The organism is Streptomyces sp. NPDC023157, from assembly GCF_055560575.1.
The window spans coordinates 245,632-262,507 of sequence record NZ_JBVHIL010000001.1; the positions used below are offsets into that span (position 1 = coordinate 245,632).

At 73.5% G+C, this 16,876-nt stretch carries 11 protein-coding genes; 8 read left to right on the forward strand and 3 right to left on the reverse strand.

What is annotated here, in order from left to right; all coding sequences use genetic code 11:
* The first annotated feature begins 24 nt into the window (after positions 1 to 24).
* A complete protein-coding gene (locus ACZ3ZE_RS01170) occupies positions 25 to 1,152 on the forward strand; it encodes an LLM class flavin-dependent oxidoreductase (RefSeq protein ID WP_467256949.1) in 1,128 nt (375 codons plus the stop codon).
* Between the two features lie 212 nt (positions 1,153 to 1,364).
* Here the strand turns inward: ACZ3ZE_RS01170 and ACZ3ZE_RS01175 are convergent, their stop codons facing one another.
* From ACZ3ZE_RS01175 to ACZ3ZE_RS01185, 3 genes are all read right to left on the reverse strand, one after another.
* Positions 1,365 to 2,825 (reverse strand): glutamate synthase subunit beta, encoded by a 1,461-nt coding sequence (locus ACZ3ZE_RS01175; RefSeq protein ID WP_361164189.1) that lies wholly within the window; start codon positions 2,823 to 2,825, stop codon positions 1,365 to 1,367.
* Positions 2,818 to 7,389, reverse strand: a complete 4,572-nt coding sequence (gltB, locus tag ACZ3ZE_RS01180) for a glutamate synthase large subunit (protein ID WP_361164187.1) — start codon at positions 7,387 to 7,389, stop codon at positions 2,818 to 2,820. Before gltB ends, ACZ3ZE_RS01175 begins: the two co-directional genes overlap by 8 nt.
* Before the next feature lie 552 nt (positions 7,390 to 7,941).
* Positions 7,942 to 8,670 carry a VIT1/CCC1 transporter family protein gene (locus ACZ3ZE_RS01185; RefSeq protein WP_361164185.1) on the reverse strand — a complete coding sequence of 243 codons (729 nt, stop codon included), beginning with the start codon at positions 8,668 to 8,670 and terminating at the stop codon, positions 7,942 to 7,944.
* A gap of 230 nt (positions 8,671 to 8,900) precedes the next feature.
* Between ACZ3ZE_RS01185 and ACZ3ZE_RS01190 the strand changes: the two genes are divergently transcribed.
* From ACZ3ZE_RS01190 to ACZ3ZE_RS01220, 7 genes are read left to right on the forward strand one after another with little or no spacing between them, the layout of a single operon-like run.
* Positions 8,901 to 9,896: an ADP-ribosylglycohydrolase family protein gene (locus ACZ3ZE_RS01190; protein ID WP_467256951.1), complete on the forward strand. Its 996-nt coding sequence runs from the start codon at positions 8,901 to 8,903 to the stop codon at positions 9,894 to 9,896.
* Positions 9,896 to 11,281 (forward strand): ADP-ribosylglycohydrolase family protein, encoded by a 1,386-nt coding sequence (locus ACZ3ZE_RS01195; RefSeq protein WP_467256952.1) that lies wholly within the window; start codon positions 9,896 to 9,898, stop codon positions 11,279 to 11,281. Before ACZ3ZE_RS01190 ends, ACZ3ZE_RS01195 begins: the two co-directional genes overlap by 1 nt.
* Complete coding sequence (locus ACZ3ZE_RS01200; protein ID WP_467256954.1) at positions 11,262 to 12,413, forward strand: ADP-ribosylglycohydrolase family protein; 1,152 nt, start codon at positions 11,262 to 11,264, stop codon at positions 12,411 to 12,413. The genes ACZ3ZE_RS01195 and ACZ3ZE_RS01200 overlap by 20 nt, the downstream gene beginning before the upstream one ends.
* Entirely contained in the window at positions 12,410 to 13,861 is a 1,452-nt protein-coding gene (locus ACZ3ZE_RS01205) for an ADP-ribosylglycohydrolase family protein (protein ID WP_467256956.1), read from the forward strand. Before ACZ3ZE_RS01200 ends, ACZ3ZE_RS01205 begins: the two co-directional genes overlap by 4 nt.
* Positions 13,858 to 14,769 carry a ribokinase gene (gene rbsK, locus ACZ3ZE_RS01210; protein WP_361164175.1) on the forward strand — a complete coding sequence of 304 codons (912 nt, stop codon included), beginning with the start codon at positions 13,858 to 13,860 and terminating at the stop codon, positions 14,767 to 14,769. The genes ACZ3ZE_RS01205 and rbsK overlap by 4 nt, the downstream gene beginning before the upstream one ends.
* Positions 14,766 to 15,986 (forward strand): CaiB/BaiF CoA transferase family protein, encoded by a 1,221-nt coding sequence (locus ACZ3ZE_RS01215; protein ID WP_363291113.1) that lies wholly within the window; start codon positions 14,766 to 14,768, stop codon positions 15,984 to 15,986. The genes rbsK and ACZ3ZE_RS01215 overlap by 4 nt, the downstream gene beginning before the upstream one ends.
* Positions 15,983 to 16,834: an HpcH/HpaI aldolase/citrate lyase family protein gene (locus ACZ3ZE_RS01220; RefSeq protein ID WP_361623680.1), complete on the forward strand. Its 852-nt coding sequence runs from the start codon at positions 15,983 to 15,985 to the stop codon at positions 16,832 to 16,834. Before ACZ3ZE_RS01215 ends, ACZ3ZE_RS01220 begins: the two co-directional genes overlap by 4 nt.
* The last annotated feature ends 42 nt before the right edge of the window (positions 16,835 to 16,876 follow it).

Consider the following 16,876-nt stretch of genomic DNA (forward strand, 5'->3'; position numbering starts at 1 on the left):
TTCGGTTTCGGGAGGAGCTCCCCCGTGAAGTTCTCGATGATCTTCGAAGCACAGCTCGTCGACCCCACCCCCGCCCGCGAACAGCAGGTCATCCACGACTGCGTCGAACAAGCCGTCCACGCCGAGGAGATGGGCTTCGACCGGATCTGGGCGGTCGAGCACCACTCCCTCACCCAGTACGCCCACATGAGCGCGTCCGAGATCTTCCTGACCTGGGTCGCCGCCCGCACGCGCACCATCCGGATCGGCCACGGCGTGGTCACCCTGCCCTTCGGCTACCAGCACCCGGTGCGGGTGGCCGAGCGCACCGCCATGCTCGACGTGCTCTCCGGCGGCCGGGTCGACATCGGCGCCGGCCGGGGCGCGACCCGCCAGGAGACCCGCATGTTCGGCGTGGACCCGGCCGACACCCGGCCGCAGATGGAGGAGGCCCTGCGGATCCTCGCCGCCGCCTGGCGCGAGCCGGAGTTCGAGTGGCACGGCTCCCTCGACATCGGCCCCGGCGCGGTCCTGCCCCGGCCCGTGCAGGGCCCGCACCCGCCGCTCTTCATGGCCTGCTCGCAGCACGACTCCCTCAAGCGGGCCGCCGAACTCGGCGTCGGCGCGCTGGTGATGGGCTTCGCGGGCGCCGACGACGTCCGCGCGATGCGCGGGGTGTACGACGAGGCCATCGCCGTACGGGACGGCTCGCAGCTCGTGTCCACCGAGGTCAACGACCACTTCTCCGCGCTCTGCCCGACCATCGTCCTGGACGACGCCGCCCGCGCCCTGCGCCTGGGCACCCGCGGCCAGCGCTTCTTCGCCGAGTCCATCGCCCACTGGTACGGCGGCGCCCCCGCGCCCACCGGCTACGCCGAGGACGAGGACCACGCGGGAGCCCTCGAACAGGAGCGGCGGGAGCTGGTCGCCCGGCTGCACGAGGCGAACATCCCGGCCCGGCCGGTCGACACCGGCACGTACCACACGGACCACGCCTACGGGGACGCGGACACCGCCATCGCCTATGTCGAACGGCTGCGGCGGATCGGTGTCGACGAGGTCATGTGCCTGATCCAGATGGGGACCGTGCCGCAGGAGGTCTGCATGGAGACCATCCGGCAGTGGGGCGAGAAGGTCATCCCGCACTTCCGCGCGCTGGACACCGCCGCGTGAGCCGGCGCGACGGCAGGAAGGTCGTCGCGACCGGCGCGGGGAACGCTCCGACCGTCGACGCGATTGGCGCGGGGAACGCTCCGACCGTCGTCGTGACCGGCGCGGGGACGCGCATCGGCGCCCTACCCAGTCGTCCGGTCGGGGACATTCGGGGGGCGCCGCGCTCAGTTCCGTACGTCGTTGTACGGGACGTTCTCAGGGGGTCCGGCCGGTCAGACCGTCAGGGAACGGTCCGTGGGACGGATCGGGGCCGGCAGGGAGCTGGCGCCCGTCAGGTGGCGGTCCACGCCGCGGGCGGCCGAGCGGCCTTCGGCGATGGCCCAGACGATGAGTGACTGGCCACGGCCGGCGTCGCCGGCGACGAAGACGCCATCGACATTGGTGGCGAAGTCCTCGTCACGGGCGATGTTACCCCGCTCGTCGAGGTCCAGACCAAACTGCCCGACGAGGCCGTTCTCGACGTCCGTGCCGGTGAAGCCCATGGCGAGGGTGACCAGCTCGGCGGGGATCCTGCGCTCGGTGCCCGGCTTCTGGGTCAGCTTGCCGTCGACGAACGCGACCTCGATGAGGTGCAGGAAGCGGACGTTGCCGTCCTCGTCGCCCTCGAAGTGGGTGGTGGAGACGGAGTAGACCCGCTCGCCGCCCTCCTCGTGGGCCGAGGTGACCTTGTAGAGCATGGGGAAGGTGGGCCAGGGCTGGCCCGGGTTCCGCTCCTCGCCCGGCCTGGGCATGATCTCCAGCTGGGTCACGGAGGCCGCGCCCTGCCGGTGCGCCGTGCCGACGCAGTCCGCGCCGGTGTCGCCGCCGCCGATGACGACGACGTGCTTGCCCTCGGCGGAGACCGGCGAGGAGACGAAGTCGCCCTCGACGACCTTGTTGGCGAGCGGCAGGTACTCCATCGCCTGGTACACGCCCTTGAGCTCCCGGCCCGGGACGGGCAGGTCGCGGGCGGTGGTGGCGCCGGCGGCGACGACCACCGCGTCGAACCGCTTGCGCAGGTCCGTCGCGGTCAGGTCGCGGCCGATCTCGATGCCGGTGCGGAACTTGGTGCCCTCCGCGCGCATCTGCTCGATGCGGCGGTTGATGTGCCGCTTCTCCATCTTGAACTCGGGGATGCCGTAGCGCAGCAGTCCGCCGATGCGGTCGGCCCGCTCGTACACGACGACGGTGTGGCCGGCCCGGGTCAGCTGCTGGGCCGCGGCGAGACCCGCCGGGCCGGAGCCGATGACCGCGACGGTCTTGCCGGACAGACGCTCGGGGGCCTGCGGCCGGACGTCGCCGCCGTCCCACGCCTTGTCGATGATGGAGACCTCGACGTTCTTGATGGTCACGGCCGGCTGGTTGATGCCGAGCACGCACGCCGCCTCGCACGGAGCCGGGCACAGGCGGCCGGTGAACTCCGGGAAGTTGTTGGTGGCGTGCAGCCGCTCCGACGCCGCCGACCAGTCCTCGCGGTAGGCGTAGTCGTTCCACTCGGGGATGAGGTTCCCGAGCGGGCAGCCGTTGTGGCAGAACGGGATGCCGCAGTCCATGCAGCGGCCGGCCTGCTTGCTGATGATCGGCAGCAGGGAGCCGGGAACGTAGACCTCGTTCCAGTCCTTGACTCGCTCGCCCACCGGCCGGGTCTTGGCGACCTCGCGCCCGGTGGTCAGGAAGCCCTTGGGGTCAGCCATGGGTCGCCGCCTCCATCATCTTCTCGGTGGTCTCGGTCTCGGAGAGACCGGCGAGCTCAGCGGCGTCCTTGGCGGCGAGCACTGCCTTGTACGTGGTGGGGATGATCTTGCTGAACCGGTCCGCGTTCGCGGTCCAGTCGGCCAGCAGCTTCTCGGCGACGGTCGAGCCGGTCTCCTCGGCGTGGCGGCGCACGACGTCGTGCAGCCATGCCTTGTCGGCGTCCGACAGGGCCTCGACCGCGCCCTGGTTGCCGGGGTTGACGTGGTCCCGGTCGAGGTCGATCACGTAGGCGACGCCGCCGGACATGCCGGCCGCGAAGTTGCGCCCGGTCTCGCCGAGGACGACCGCCGTACCGCCGGTCATGTACTCGCAGCCGTGGTCGCCCACGCCCTCCGAGACGACCAGCGCGCCGGAGTTGCGGACGCAGAAGCGCTCGCCGGTGCGGCCGCGCAGGAACAGCTCGCCGCCGGTCGCACCGTACGCGATGGTGTTGCCCGCGATGGTGGAGTACTCGGCGAGGTGGTCGGCGCCGCGGTCCGGGCGGACCACGACCCGGCCTCCGGAGAGGCCCTTGCCGACGTAGTCGTTGGCGTCGCCCTCCAGGCGGAGGGTGACTCCGGACGGCAGGAAGGCGCCGAAGGACTGGCCGGCGGAACCGGTGAAGGTGATGTCGATGGTGTCGGCGGGCAGGCCCGCGCCACCGAACTTCTTCGTCACCTCGTGGCCGAGCATGGTGCCGACGGTCCGGTTGATGTTGCGGATCGCGACCTGGGCGCGGACCGGCTGGGCGGCCTCGGCGGACGCGGCGTTCAGGGCCTCGGCGGCGAGCTCGATCAGCTCGTTGTCGAGGGCCTTCTCCAGACCGTGGTCCTGCTCGACCACGGCGTGGCGGACCGCGCCCTCGGCCAGCTCGGGCACGAAGAACAGCGGCTCCAGGTCCAGGCCCTGCGCCTTCCAGTGGGTGACCGCGCGGCTGGTGTCGAGGAGCTCGGCGTGACCGACGGCCTCCTCCAGGGTGCGGAAGCCCAGCTCGGCGAGGAGCTCGCGGACCTCTTCGGCGATGAACTCGAAGAAGTTGACGACGAACTCGGGCTTGCCGGAGAAGCGGTCGCGCAGCACCGGGTTCTGGGTGGCGATGCCGACCGGGCAGGTGTCCAGGTGGCAGACGCGCATCATGACGCAGCCGGAGACCACGAGCGGCGCGGTGGCGAAGCCGAACTCCTCGGCGCCGAGGAGCGCGGCGATGACCACGTCGCGGCCGGTCTTGAGCTGGCCGTCGGTCTGGACGACGATCCGGTCGCGCAGGCCGTTGAGCAGCAGGGTCTGCTGGGTCTCGGCGAGGCCGAGCTCCCAGGGGCCGCCCGCGTGCTTCAGCGAGGTCAGCGGGGAGGCGCCGGTGCCGCCGTCGTGGCCGGAGATCAGCACGACGTCCGCGTGGGCCTTGGACACACCGGCCGCGACCGTGCCGACGCCGACCTCGGAGACCAGCTTCACGTGGATGCGGGCGGCCGGGTTGGCGTTCTTGAGGTCGTGGATCAGCTGGGCCAGATCCTCGATGGAGTAGATGTCGTGGTGCGGCGGCGGGGAGATCAGGCCGACGCCGGGCGTCGAGTGACGCGTCTTGGCGACCCACGGGTAGACCTTGTGGCCGGGCAGCTGGCCGCCCTCGCCGGGCTTGGCGCCCTGGGCCATCTTGATCTGGATGTCGTCCGCGTTGACCAGGTACTCGCTGGTGACGCCGAAGCGGCCGGAGGCGACCTGCTTGATCGCGGAGCGGCGCTCCGGGTCGTAGAGGCGGTCCGGGTCCTCGCCGCCCTCACCGGTGTTGGACTTGCCGCCCAGCTGGTTCATGGCGATGGCGAGGGTCTCGTGGGCCTCGCGCGAGATGGAGCCGTACGACATGGCGCCGGTGGAGAAGCGCTTGACGATCTCGGAGACCGGCTCGACCTCGTCGAGGGGGATCGACGGACGGTCGGTGCTGAAGCCGAACAGGCCGCGGAGCGTCATGAGGCGCTCGGACTGCTCGTTCACCCGCCCCGTGTACTGCTTGAAGATGTCGTACCGCTTGGAGCGCGTGGCGTGCTGCAGGCGGAAGACGGTCTCCGGGTCGAACAGGTGCGGCTCGCCCTCGCGGCGCCACTGGTACTCGCCGCCGATGTCCAGGGCGCGGTGCGCCGAGGGGACGCCGGTGACGGGGTACGCCTTGGCGTGGCGGGCGGCGACCTCCTTGGCGACGACGTCGAGGCCGGCGCCGCCGATCTTGGTGGCGGTGCCGTTGAAGTACTGCTCGACGAAGGCGGCGTCGAGGCCGACGGCCTCGAAGACCTGCGCGCCGCGGTAGGAGGCGACGGTGGAGATGCCCATCTTGGACATGACCTTGAGAACGCCCTTGCCCAGCGCGTAGATCAGGTTGCGGATGGCCTGCTCGGGCTCCAGACCCTCGATGAAGGTGCCGGCCCGGACCAGGTCCTCGACGGACTCCATGGCCAGGTACGGGTTGACGGCGGCGGCGCCGTAGCCGATGAGGAGGGCCACGTGGTGGACCTCGCGGACGTCGCCGGCCTCGACCAGCAGGCCCACCTCGGTGCGCTGCTTGGTGCGGATGAGGTGGTGGTGGACGGCCGCGGTGAGCAGCAGCGACGGGATCGGCGCGTGCTCGGCGTCGGAGTGCCGGTCGGACAGGACGATCAGGCGGGCACCGCCCTCGATCGCCGTGTCGGCCTCGGCGCGGATCTCCTCGATCCGGGCGGCCAGGGCCTCGCCGCCGCCGGAGACCCGGTAGAGGCCGGAGAGCGTCGCGGCCTTCATGCCGGGCATGTCGCCGTCGGCGTTGATGTGGATGAGCTTGGCCAGCTCGTCGTTGTCGATCACCGGGAAGGGCAGCGTGACGCTGCGACAGGACGCGGCGGTCGGGTCGAGCAGGTTGCTGCCGGGGCCGAGCGAGGAGCGCAGCGAGGTGACGAGCTCCTCGCGGATGGCGTCCAGCGGCGGGTTGGTGACCTGCGCGAACAGCTGGGTGAAGTAGTCGAAGAGCAGCCGGGGCCGCGCGGACAGGGCCGCGATGGGCGAGTCGGTGCCCATGGAGCCGATCGGCTCGGCGGCGCTGCGGGCCATCGGGGCGAGGATGACGCGGAGCTCTTCCTCGGTGTAGCCGAAGGTCTGCTGGCGGCGGGTGACCGAGGCGTGGGTGTGCACGATGTGCTCGCGCTCGGGGAGGTCGGAGAGCTCGATCTCGCCGGTCTCCAGCCAGTCCGCGTACGGCTTCTCGGCGGCGAGGCCGGCCTTGATCTCGTCGTCCTCGATGATGCGGTGCTCGGCGGTGTCGACGAGGAACATCTTGCCGGGCTGCAGGCGGCCCTTGCGGACGACCTTGGCGGGGTCGATGTCGAGGACGCCGACCTCGGAGGAGAGGACGACGAGGCCCTCGTCGGTGACCCAGTAGCGGCCGGGGCGCAGACCGTTGCGGTCGAGGACCGCGCCGACCTGGACGCCGTCGGTGAAGGTGACGCAGGCCGGCCCGTCCCAGGGCTCCATCAGGGTGGCGTGGTACTGGTAGAAGGCGCGCCGGTCCGGGTCCATGGAGTCGTGGTTCTCCCACGCCTCGGGGACCATCATCAGGACCGCGTGCGGCAGCGAACGGCCGCCGAGGTGGAGCAGCTCCAGGACCTCGTCGAAGGAGGCCGAGTCGGAGGCGTCCGGCGTACAGACCGGGAAGATCCGCTCGATGCCCCGGCCGTCGGCGCCGGTGCCGAAGACGTCGCCGGCGAGCTGTGCCTCGCGGGCGGTCATCCAGTTGCGGTTGCCCTTGACCGTGTTGATCTCGCCGTTGTGCGCGACGAAGCGGTACGGGTGGGCGAGCGGCCAGCTCGGGAACGTGTTGGTGGAGAACCGGGAGTGGACCAGGGCCACGGCGGTGGCGCAGCGGCGGTCCGACAGGTCCGGGAAGAAGGGCTCCAGCTGGCCGGTGGTCAGCATGCCCTTGTAGACGATCGTGCGGGCGGAGAGCGACGGGAAGTACGTCCCGGCCTCGCGCTCGGCGCGCTTGCGCAGCACGAAGGCCTTGCGGTCCAGCGCGATGCCCGTGCTGGTGCCGTCGGCCACGAACAGCTGGCGGAAGACCGGCATGGTGGAGCGGGCGGAGGCGCCGAGCAGCTCGGGGGCGACGGGGACCTCGCGCCAGCCGAGGACGTTCAGACCTTCCTCGGACGCGATCGTCTCGATCCGCGAGACGGCCTGTGCGGAGCCGTCGGCGGGGAGGAAGGCGATGCCGACGGCGTACGCGCCGGCCTCGGGAAGCTCGAATCCGGCGACCTCGCGCAGGAAGGCGTCGGGGACCTGGAAAAGGATTCCGGCGCCGTCCCCGGAGTCGGGCTCGGAGCCGGTGGCGCCGCGGTGCTCGAGGTTGCGCAGTACGGTCAGCGCCTGCTCGACCAGCGCATGGCTGGCTACACCGGTGAGGGTGGCCACGAACCCGACACCACAGGCATCGTGTTCGTTACGGGGGTCGTACATCCCCTGGGGGGCGGGGCGACCGTCCATGGGCGACCAGGCGTCGGAACGCATCGGCTCTCCCGTCGTCGTCGTGGCATATGCAGCAGCCGAGGGACGACGTTGGCCCTCCGCGAAATTTCGTGCAGGTTACATGATGGCTGGCTTCTCGGGAAGTGGATAGCTCATTCCAGCATGCGGACACCGCGCGTGCGAGCGGTGGCAATGATCCAGCCGTGGGACACGGGAACTTCGGGGCTCCCATGGCACCCATGGGGGGGGACGGATCGCGATTTCCGGGGGTCTTCGGCGACCCGTCGCAGAGCGGGCCTCATTGCCCGCGGCGCTTACGCCTCATGCCCGGTGGTCAGGCTTTCGAAACCGCCGGGTAACCGGCTAGTTATGTGGCGCTGTGCATAGTGTCCCACCGGAAGGGTGGATCCGCTCCGGGATATACGTCACAGAGACAGGGGCCGTCGGTCGTGTCTTCGGACATGCGAAAGGCCCCCGGGGCGTGGACCGGGGGCCTTTACGGCGCATACGGGGGCGAGCGGGAGGGGCAGGGCTCGCGGGGTGGGACGGGGTGCGCGGGGTGGGACGGGGCTCGCGGGGCGGGACGGCCCGTTCCTACAAGGCGGCGCCGAAGAGCATGCCGAGCCCGTACGTGAGGGCCGCGGCGGCGCCGCCGAGGACGAGCTGGCGCAGGCCGCTGAACCACCAGCTGCGGGCGGTGACCCGGGCGACCAGGGCGCCGCAGGCGAAGAGCCCGAGGAGCGCGAGCAGCACGGCCGGCCACAGCGCGGTCGCGCCGAGCAGGAACGGCAGCACGGGCAGCAGGGCGCCGAGCGCGAACGAGCCGAACGAGGACACCGCGGCGACCATCGGCGACGGCAGGTCGTCGGGGTCGATGCCCAGCTCCTCGCGGGCGTGGATCTCCAGCGCCTGCTCCGGGTCCCTGGACAGCTGCATGGCGACCTCGCGGGCGAGCGCGGGCTCCACACCACGGGAGACGTAGAGCGCGGCCAGCTCCTCCATCTCGTCGACCGGGTGCTTGCGCAACTGACGCCGCTCCACGTCCAGTTCGGCCTGGACCAGCTCGCGCTGCGAGGCGACCGAGGTGTACTCGCCGGCCGCCATGGAGAAGGCACCGGCCGCGAGCCCGGCGAGGCCGGTGATCACGACGGTCTGCGTGGAGACGGCGCCGCCGACGACACCGGTCATGAGGGCGAGGTTGGAGACGAGTCCGTCCATCGCGCCGAAGACCGCCGGGCGCAGCCAGCCGCCGTTGACGTCACGGTGGGTGTGGTTGTCGCGGTGGGCCTCGTGGAGCGGTGCGACGGCTTCGATGATGGACATGCTTCTCCCCTGTCTTTCCAGCGGGTTCGGCACGCCCGCCCCCTTCGACATCATCGAAAATACGCCCGATGTAAGGGGCGCGCCAGCAAGCCAGGCCGTACTTACTAAGGCTCGCTTTACTGAGGCAGGCCTGCCTGACCTGCTGTCACCCGGGTGACAGAAACGTTTCTGTGGAGGGTCGGGCCCCCTCGCGTGGCAGGCATTCGGGGGAGCGCGGAAGGGGAGCGAACATGATCGGCGAGACGGTGTGCGACGTCCGGGAGCGCGCGAGGGGCGCGCTGCTCGGACTCGCGGTGGGCGACGCGCTCGGCGCGCCCGCCGAGAATCTGCGCCCCTCGGAGATCCGGCGCCGGTGGGGCCGGATCGAGGGCTTCGTGACGGACCGTCCGGCGGGCACGGACGACACCGAGTACGCCGTCTTCTCCGGCCTGCTGCTCGCCCGGCACGGTTCGGCGCTGACCGTCGCCCACGTCGAACGGGCCTGGCACCACTGGATCGCCGACCTCGACGAGGGCCCGTTCCGCGGCGCCGGCTTCTCCGAACGCGGCACCCTGGAGAACCTGCGCCGGGGCCTGGCCGCCCCCATCTCCGCCCAGCACCGGCACGCCTGGAGCGACGGCCTCGCCATGCGGGCCGCGCCCTTCGGGGTCTTCGCGGCGGGCCGCCCCGCCGAGGCGGCCCGGCTGGTCGCCATCGACGGGAGCGTCAGCCACGAGGGCGAGGGCATCTACGGCGGCCAGGCCGTCGCCGCGGGCGTCGCGGCGGCGATGGGCGGCGCCTCGGTCACCTCGGTGATCGCGGCGGCCCTGTCGGTCGTCCCGATGGACTCCTGGACGGCCCGTTCGATGCGCCGCGCGGTGGTCGCGGCCCAGCGCGTCCAGCCCGACCCGCTGACCCGCGAGCGCACGGTCCGCTCGGCGGTCGTCATCGGCGGCTACCCCTGGACGGACCTGGCCCCCGAGGCCGTCGCCCTCGCCTTCGGCGCCTTCGCCGCCGCCCGCGGAGACTTCCGCACGGCGGTCCTGACCGCCGTCAACATGGGCCGCGACGCCGACACGACGGCTGCGGTCGCAGGCGCCCTGGCCGGCGCGTCGGGCGGCCTCACCGCCATCCCGGAGGAATGGTCCACCGCCATCACCCCGGTCACCGGCAGCTGCCTGCCCTCGATGCGGGGCTACCACGTACTGGACATCGCGGACTTGCTGACACCGGAGGAGGAGGCTTGATGAGCGGAGACACGACGGTCGCCTCTGCCGCAGCGGCTGTGGGCGATCGTTCCGCAGGGCGAGGGGGGTCCCCCCGGACGGAGCCCGGGGGAGGCTGGGCACAGCCCACGACGGCGGAGACCGCCTCCCCGGACCCGGCCTCGGCCCCCGCCCCCGCCTCCGAGAGCCCGCCCCCAGGACGCCGCCGCACCCGACGCGCCCCCGTCCTGGGCACCCGCCGCACCGCCCCCCGCACCAAGGCAAGACGCCCCGACGCCATCGAAGGCCTTCTCCTGGGCCTCGCCGCAGGCGATGCCGCCGGCTGGCCCGCGGCCCGCCACCGAGCGGCCCGCATGCCCGAATGGACCCGCCGCCTCACCCGCGAACTCGACACCTTCGCGGAGCAGAACGCCACGACCACCCTCCCCGTTCCCATCGCCCTCAACCAGCCCCCCGAACCCCTCCGCCTCGGCCCCTCCGACGACGCCGAGTGGGCGGTGTTCACCGCCGAGGCCCTGCTCGCCTCGGCGGGCCCGCTCTTCGATGCCCTGCCCCCCGAGCGCCGCCTGCGCGCCGCCGTCGACATGGCCTGGAACGCGCTCGCCGGGCAGGTCGCCGCCGCCGCCGACCGCGCCCCCGAGGTCGAGTCGGCCGTCCTCCCCCTCCGGGCCCGGATCTCGGTCCGGGCCGGTCTCGGCAACCTCGCCGCCGGTCTCCGTCCGCCCGCCACGGGCCACGACAACCCGCACTACTTCGACGACGCGGCCTGTGTACGGGCCGCCGTGCTCGCCCTGGTGCACCCCGGCGACCCGGCCGCCGCCGCCGAACTCGCCGAGTTCGACGCCCGGTACACCCAGGACGGCGACGGCGTGCACGGCGCCCGGGCGATGGCGGCGGCCACGGCGGCGGCCCTCGGCGGGGCCTCGCCCGACGAGACCGTGGCGGCGGCCCTGGCGCAGCTGCCGCCCGCCACCGAGATCGGCCGCAACGGCCGGTACGCCGTCGAACTGGCCCGCACCACCGCCTCCGCGTTCGAGCTCGTCCCGCTCCTGGAGCACCGGATCGTCGACCACGTGTACAGCTACGGCATCGCCGCCGCCGAGACGGTGCCGGTCGCGCTCGCGCTGACCGTCGCCGCGCGCGGTGAGATCGCCGTGGCCGTACCGGCCGCGGCCTGTCTGTCGCGGGTCGCCGACTCGGCTCCGGCGCTCGTGGGCGCGCTCACCGGCGCGCTGGGCGGCGGCGGTTCGGTCCCGGCGACCTGGCGGGAGGCCTGCCGTACGCTCGCGGGCTGTGCGCTGCCCCGGCTCGCGGGCACCGACCTGGTGGAACTCGCCGGTCTCCTCGGAGCCACGGAACCGGCCTACCGGGGTGGACAATTCCGACATGACACCCACTCTGGATGACCGGATCACCGGCAGCCTCATCGGTGCCGCCGTCGGCGACGCCCTCGGCGGCCCCGTCGAGGGCTATACGCCCGCCCAGATCCTGGAACGCCACGACGGCCGCGTCACCGGCATCGTCGGCCCGTGGAACGGCGAGGCCTGGCGTACGGCGCGCCCCCTCGCGCCGTACCACAAGGGCGACGGGCACGTCACCGACGACACCTTGATGACGCACGCCCTGATCAGGGTGTACGAGAAGGTCCGCGACCACCTCGACGCGTACGCGGTCGCCGAGCACCTGGTCCCCGAACTCATGGGCCGCCCCGTGTGGATCCCCGAGCTGGAGGCGGAGGCCCTGCCCCTCCAGCGGGTGTTCCTCGCCGAGAAGTGGATCGTGACCCGGCTCCACTACGCGCACGCCGACCCGCGCGAGGCGGGGACCGGCAACATCGTCAACTGCGGCGCCGCGATGTACATGGCGCCGGTCGGCCTGGTGAACGCGGCGAACCCGGCGGGTGCCTACGCCGAGGCGCTCGACCTGGCGGGCGCCCACCAGTCCTCGTACGGCCGGGAGGCGGCCGGTGTCTTCGCGGCGGCGGTCGCCGCGGCCTGCGTCCCGGGCGCCACCCCGCGCTCGGTCGTCGACACGGCGCTGGCGCTCGCCAAGGACGGCACCCGCGCGGCGATCCGCGCGGTCGCCGAAGTCGCCGGGGCGTACCGGGACTTCGAGTCCGCGCTCGATCCGCTGCGCCGCGCGGTCGCCCCGTACGACTCCGTCGGCCCCGACTACCGCGCCCCCTCCCTCGACGCCCGCCGCCCCTCCCGCGTCCACGCGATCGAGGAACTGCCCGTCGCCCTCGGCATGCTGCTCGTCGGCGCGGGCGACTACCGGCGTACGGTCCTGGGCGCGGTCAACTACGGGCGGGACTGCGACTCGATCGCCACGATGGCGGGCGCGATCAGCGGCGCGCTGGGCGGCGAGTCGGTGATCCCCGCGGAGTGGGCGAAGCGGGTGGCGGAGGCCAGCCGCCTCGACCTGCACGCCCCGGCGCGCGCCCTCGCCGCGGTCTCCCGCGAGGTCCACACCCGTGACACCGCACGCCGCCGCGCCCACGAGTCGGCCTACGCGGCCCTGACGGGCTCGGCCCGATGACGACCGCCGAAGCCGGGGCACCGTCCCGGACCCGGCCGCCCGCCGGGGCGGCGGAGGAGCCGCTGCGGCTGACGTGGGTGCAGCCCGAGGACCTGGTCGGGCACGAGCTGCGCCAGGCCGCGGAGGACGGGCGCGACGCCACGGAACTCGCCGCCCGCTGGTACGCGGCCGGCGGCCCCCCGGCCCCGACGACAGCCGGAGCCTCCCCCGGCACCCGCCCGGAACTACGCCCCCTGGCCGAGGAGATCCTGGACGCCCTGTCCGCACTCCCCTCCCCCCTGGCCACCCGCGAACCGACCACTCTCACCGCCATCGTGGCAGCCTGCCCGGACTGGCCGGACGGCCCGGGACAGCCGCCGGGCGCTCCCGGCGGCACCCACCTCGCGCTCCTCCCCCGCCTGCACGCCGCCTGGCTCGGACGGGCCGTCGGCTGTCTGCTCGGGAAGCCCGTCGAGAAGCTGCCCCTGGACGCGATCCGGGCCCTCGCCCGCGCCGCCGGCAACTGGCCGCTCGCCGACTGGTTCACCGCCCGCGGCGTGCCCCCCGCCCTGCTCGCCGCGCACCCGTGGAACCGGCGCTCCGCCCCCACCTCCCTCGCGGAGAACATCGCCGGGATGCCCGAGGACGACGACCTCAACTACCCCCTCCTGGCGCTGCTCCTGCTGCGCCGTCACGGCCGTGACTTCAGCACCGCCGACGTCGCCCGGCTGTGGCTCGACGAGCTGCCGGCCGGCCGTACCTTCACCGCCGAGCGGATCGCCTACCGCAATCTGCTCGACGGCGTCGAACCCCCTCTCACCGCCTCCCGCCGCAACCCGTTCCGGGAGTGGATCGGCGCCCAGATCCGCGCCGACGTGCACGGCTGGACCCACCCCGGGGACCCGGCCGCCGCCGCCCGCCAGGCGCACCGGGACGCGGTGCTCACCCACACCGGCAACGGCGTGTACGGCGCCCTGTTCGTCGCCGCCACCCTCGCGACCGCCGCCACCGGCACCGCCGACGTGCACGAGGCCCTGGCGTCCGGACTGGCCGTCGTACCGCCGGAGTCACGGCTGGCCGAGGCGGTCCGGTACGGCATCACCGCCGCCCGCGGCGCCCGGACGCCGGACGCGTTCGACTCGGTCGTGGACCGGCTCCACGCCCGGTACGGCGGGTATCACTGGGTGCATGCCGTCCCCAACGCCGCGCTGCTCGCCGCCGCCCTCACCCACGCCGACGGCGACTTCACGCGCTCCGTCTGCGCGGCCGTCTCCGGCGGCTGGGACACCGACTCCAACGGCGCCACGGCCGGCTCCGTCGCCGGTCTCCTCGCCGGCCGGCCGGACCGGCTCCCCGCCCACTGGACCTCCCCCCTCCAGAACCGCCTCTCCACCTCGGTGCCGTCCTTCGACGGCATCGGCTTCGACACCCTGGCCGCACTGACACACTCGGAGGCCGTACGCCCATGACCAGCATCGTCGTGCTCGGCAGCACGAACATGGACCTCGTGGCCTATGTGCCCAGGGCCCCCGCCCGCGGCGAGACCGTGACCGGCCGCGAGTTCCGCACCGTCCCCGGCGGCAAGGGCGCCAACCAGGCCGTGGCCGCCGCCCGGGCCGGTGCCGAGGTGTCGATGATCGGCGCGGTCGGCGCCGACGACTTCGGCGCCCGGCTCCGGTCCGCGCTCGACCACAGCGGCGTCGACACCGACCTGCTGCGCACCGTCGAGGGCCCCTCCGGCACCGCGCACATCGTCGTCGACGACGAGGGCGGCAACGCGATCGTCGTCGTCCCCGGCGCCAACGGCACCGTCACCTCCCTCAGCCACGGCGACGAGGCCCTGATCGGCACCGCCGACGCCCTGCTCCTCCAGCTCGAACTCCCCCTCCCCGTCGTCGTCGAGGGCGCCCGCACCGCCCGTGGGCTCGGCGTGCGCACGGTCCTCACCCCCGCCCCCGCCCGCTCCCTGCCCCCCGAACTCCTCGCCTCCACGGACCTGTTGGTGCCCAACGAGCACGAGGCCGCCGCCCTCACCGGTCACACCGAACCGCACGCCGCCGCTCAGGCGCTGCTGCGCTTCGTCCCCGAGGTGGTGATCACCCTCGGCGCCAGCGGCTGCCTGTACGCCGCGCGCGGCGCCGAACCGGTCACCGTGCCCGCGGCCCGCGTCCGGGCCGTCGACACCACCGCCGCGGGCGACACCTTCGTCGGCGCGCTGGCCGTCGCCCTCACCGAGGGCCGGCCCGCGCCGGAGGCGCTCGCCTGGGCGTCGGCCGCCGCCGCGCTCTCCGTCCAACGCCCCGGCGCGTCCACCTCGATGCCGTACCGCTCCGAGATCGACGCGGCGGCCGGCGCACCGGAGGCCGAGCGCGCATGACCGCCACCGACCCGCCCGCCTCCACCGTCCCCGCCCCTCCCCTGCGCGGACTGCGCGTCCTCGACCTCGCCACTCTCTTCGCCGGCCCGCTCGCCGCGATGATGCTCGGCGACTTCGGCGCCGACGTGGTCAAGATCGAGCACCCCCGCCGGCCCGACCCCTCGCGCGGCCACGGCCCGGCGAAGGACGGGGTCGGTCTGTGGTGGAAGGTCCTCGGCCGCAACAAGCGGACGATGACCCTCGACCTGTCCACCCCCGGCGGCCGCGACACCCTGCTGCGGCTCGCCGCCGACGCCGACGTGATCGTGGAGAACTTCCGCCCCGGCACCCTGGAGCGCTGGGACCTCGGCTGGGACGAGCTGTCCACCGTCAATCCGCGCCTCGTGCTCGCCCGGGTCACCGGCTTCGGCCAGTTCGGCCCGTACGCCCACCGGCCGGGCTTCGGCACCCTCGCCGAGGCGATGAGCGGCTTCGCCGCCATCACCGGCGAACCCGACGGCCCGCCGACCCTGCCGCCCTTCGGCCTCGCCGACTCGATCGCCGCCCTCGCCACCGCGTACGCGGTGATGACGGCGCTCACCGCCAGGACCACCACCGGCCGCGGCCAGGTCGTCGACATGGCCATCATCGAACCGATGCTCTCCGTCATCGGACCCCACCCCCTCTGGTACGACCAGCTCGGCTATGTCCAGCCCCGCACCGGCAACCGCTCCCGCAACAACGCCCCGCGCAACACCTATCGGACCGCCGACGGGTCCTGGGTCGCCGTCTCCACCTCCGCCCAGTCCATCGCCGAACGCGTACTGCGCCTGGTCGGCCGCCCGGAGCTGATCGACGAGCCCTGGTTCGCCGACGGCACCGGCCGGGCCGCGCACGCGGAGCTCCTCGACGAGGCCGTCGGCTCCTGGATCGCCCGCCACACCCGCGACGAGGCCATGGCCGCGTTCGAGAAGGCGGAGGCCGCCATCGCCCCGGTCTACGACGTCCGGGACGTGCTCGCCGACCCCCAGTTCCAGGCGCTCGGCACCGTCACCGAGGTCCCGGACCCCGAACTCGGCCCGCTCCGCATGCAGAACGTCCTCTTCCGGCTCTCCGAGACCCCCGGCGGAATCCGCTGGGCCGGCCGCCGGCACGGCGCCGACACCACCGAACTCCTCACCGAGCTGGGCCTCAGCGACGCCGAGATCGACGCCCTGCGCGAGGAGGGAGCCGTATGACGGGCCCCGCCGGGCACACCGAACTCACCCGGCGCGCCCGGCAGGCCACCCCGCCCGTCCCCCTCACCTGGCTCTACGCCCCCGGCGACCGCCCCTCCGTGGTCCGCAAGGCCCTGGCCTCCGGGGCCGATGTCGTCATCGTCGACCTGGAGGACTCGGTGGCCCCGGACCGCAGGGCCTACGCCCTGGCCGCCACCGCCGAACTGCTCGCCGAACCCCACCCCGTACCGATCCACGTCCGCATCCACTCGCCCCGCGACATCCCCGCACTGGCACCCCTCCCCGGCCTCGTCGCTCTCCGTGTTCCCAAGGTGACACACCCCACTGACATCACCCGGATCGCCGAACTCGCCCAGGGCCTCCCGCTCTACGCGCTCCTGGAGAACGCCCTGGCCGTGGAGCGCGCGTACGCCATCGCCGCCGCCCACCCCTCGGTCCACGGCATCGCCCTCGGCGAGGCGGACCTGCGCGCCGATCTGGGCGTACGGGAGGACGGCGGTCTCGACTGGCCGCGCGGCCGGATCGTGGTCGCCGCCCGCGCGGCCGCGCTCCCGCCGCCGGTCCAGTCGGTCCACCCGGACATCCGCGACCTGGACGCGCTCGCCGCGGGATGCGCGCGGGGCCGCGCCATGGGGTTCCTCGGCAGGGCCGCGATCCACCCCCGCCAGCTCCCCGTCATCGCCCGGGCCTACCTCCCCACGCCCGACGAGATCGCCGCGGCCGAGGAGGTCGTGAAGGCGGCGGAGACCGAGGAGGGGGCGCTCGCCCTTCCCGACGGACGCTTCGTGGACGCGGCGGTGGTCGAGGGCGCCCGCCGCGTCCTGACCCTCGCGGCCCGTGCGGTCTGAGGGCGGGGCGCCCGGAAAAAGCGGAAGGGCCGCCGGGACCGG